The sequence below is a fragment of the Trebonia sp. genome, from assembly GCF_049794275.1.
In the GTDB taxonomy this organism is placed as follows: Bacteria; Actinomycetota; Actinomycetes; order Streptosporangiales; family Streptosporangiaceae; genus Trebonia.
In genome coordinates, this window is the sequence record NZ_JBARCR010000572.1 from 1 (window position 1) to 1,957 (window position 1,957).

Sequence of the window (1,957 nt, forward strand, 5' to 3'; positions counted from 1 at the left end):
ACTTCCTGCGCAAGACCTACCAGATCGTGGTGGCCGGCGAGGAGAGCGACCACGTCAACGTCGAGGCCGAGCTCACCGACCTGCTTCGCCAGGCGTCCTAACACCAGGAAATCTCAGCTTCCCGGCCCGGTTCCCCCGTCGCGGGCCGGGATTCCTTTGCCCGAACGGGCCCGTGGTGCCTGTGCCCCGCTCCCCCTCCAGCACTTAGGGCGAGAACGTTACCTAAATATCGCCACAAATCGGACATGAGGCGTTCATTTCTCGCCCTATGTCGGCAGGCGCCTGGTAAGGCATCATTAATCATGACTTCTCGTGATGTTGCCGACACTTTGAGTAAGGTAGACGTCGGCACGCTCGCGACCTGGCGGGCCGCGGGTATCTCTACGAGACAGCTGCACTCGCTGGTTAGCTCCGGGCAGCTCGTGAAGGTACGGCACGGTGCCTACGCCACCAGCAGCGTCCTCGCCAGAGCCGCTTCGGATCCCGGGCTGCGGCACGCGCTCGAGGTGGCCGCGACCATGGCCACCAGGAGGCATGGCGGTACCGCTAGCCACCACTCGGCCGCGCTGTTGCACGGGCTGAGACTGCTGAAGCAGCCACCCGGGACAGTCACGCTGACGGTTCCGCCAGGAACCCGGGCGGGACGGTACCGCCAGGATGCCGGCGTCATCTGCCATGCCGCCGAACTGCCGGACCAGCAGGTGACGAAGCGCTACGGGGTTCCGGTGACTACCGCGGCCCGGACCGTTGCCGACATCGCGCGCACCACCACCTTCATGGAGGGCGTCGTGGTCGCGGATGCCGCGCTTTACGAGCGGCACGCGTCGAAGAGCGAGCTCCGGCGAGTGCTGGCCGGCTGCGAGCGATGGCCGGGGACCAGCCGGGCCAGGCAGGTGATCGACTTCGCCGACGGGCTCGCCGAGTCGGTGCTCGAGTCCTGCGCGCGGGTACTCTTCCGCGACCACGGCCTGCCGCCGCCGGAGCTTCAGGTGCACATCACCGGGCGCGACCGCACCATGATCGCGCGGGTGGACTTCTTCTGGCGCCGCTACGGTGTCGTCGCCGAGACGGACGGCCTGCTCAAGTACGACAGCGGCGAGCGGGCCATCGCCGAGCGCCGCCGGGACCGGCTGCTGCTGGAGGCGGGCTTCGAGGTCGTCCACGTCACCTGGCAGGAACTGTTCAGCGACCCGGCGCGGGTCGCTGGGCGTATCCGGGAGGCATTCCGGCGCGCCGAGCGCCTCGGGCTTGCCCGGTGAGACAGGAGTGGCGTGATTTTCGGCCGAACCCCTGGATCCGAGTTGGTGTACTCGGCAGGATCGGCTACAGTTCTCTACGCGCGCCGGAGAGATCCAGTGCGAGTGCGGACGTGGCTCAGCTGGTAGAGCATCACCTTGCCAAGGTGAGGGTCGCGGGTTCGAATCCCGTCGTCCGCTCGGAGGCGCGGCTATGCGGCTCTGGTTGGCCGCCGGCGAAGCTCGCTCCTGCGGCGGAGTGGCCGAGTGGCTTAGGCAAGGGCCTGCAAAGCCCTGTACACGGGTTCGATTCCCGTCTCCGCCTCTTATCCTGATTGAGTGCCATGAGCGAGACCGCGTCCCCTCCTGAAGCCGTCACGGGTGTGCCGCTGAAGGGCATCGTCGTGGTAGCCCACGGCGGCCAGGAGGTGAGCACCAAGCCGACCACGGCCGTCCAGCCCGCCGTGCTGCGCATGGTCCCGATCGCGCGGGCGATCGGGAACGCGCTCTCCGACGCTGAGATCCGGGTGCTGCGGCCGCGGTTCACGGTTCGCGGCTGGAATGAGGACGCGGCATCACCGGTGGGCGATCTCGTCGCCGTCCTCGACGGCATCCGGGCCCGGTACGGCAGTACGGTCCCCGTGACGCTGGTCGGGCACTCGATGGGCGCGCGCGCCGCGCTGCGGGCGGCCGGCCATCCCTCGGTGCGCGCGGTCGCGGCC

Annotated in this window: 1 protein-coding gene, 2 tRNA genes and 1 pseudogene; all 4 read left to right on the plus strand. The window is 68.7% G+C overall.

Translation table 11 applies throughout. From position 1 onward, the window contains the following. The first annotated feature begins 329 nt into the window (after window positions 1-329). A complete protein-coding gene (locus tag WA805_RS15610) occupies window positions 330-1,259 on the plus strand; it encodes a type IV toxin-antitoxin system AbiEi family antitoxin domain-containing protein (protein WP_424561762.1) in 930 nt (309 codons plus the stop codon). A gap of 104 nt (window positions 1,260-1,363) precedes the next feature. After that, window positions 1,364-1,436 (plus strand) — tRNA-Gly (locus tag WA805_RS15615). A gap of 52 nt (window positions 1,437-1,488) precedes the next feature. Next, window positions 1,489-1,560: transfer RNA gene (locus tag WA805_RS15620), tRNA-Cys, on the plus strand. A gap of 19 nt (window positions 1,561-1,579) precedes the next feature. Next, window positions 1,580-1,957, plus strand: a pseudogene (locus WA805_RS15625) (hypothetical protein); the annotation flags it as partial.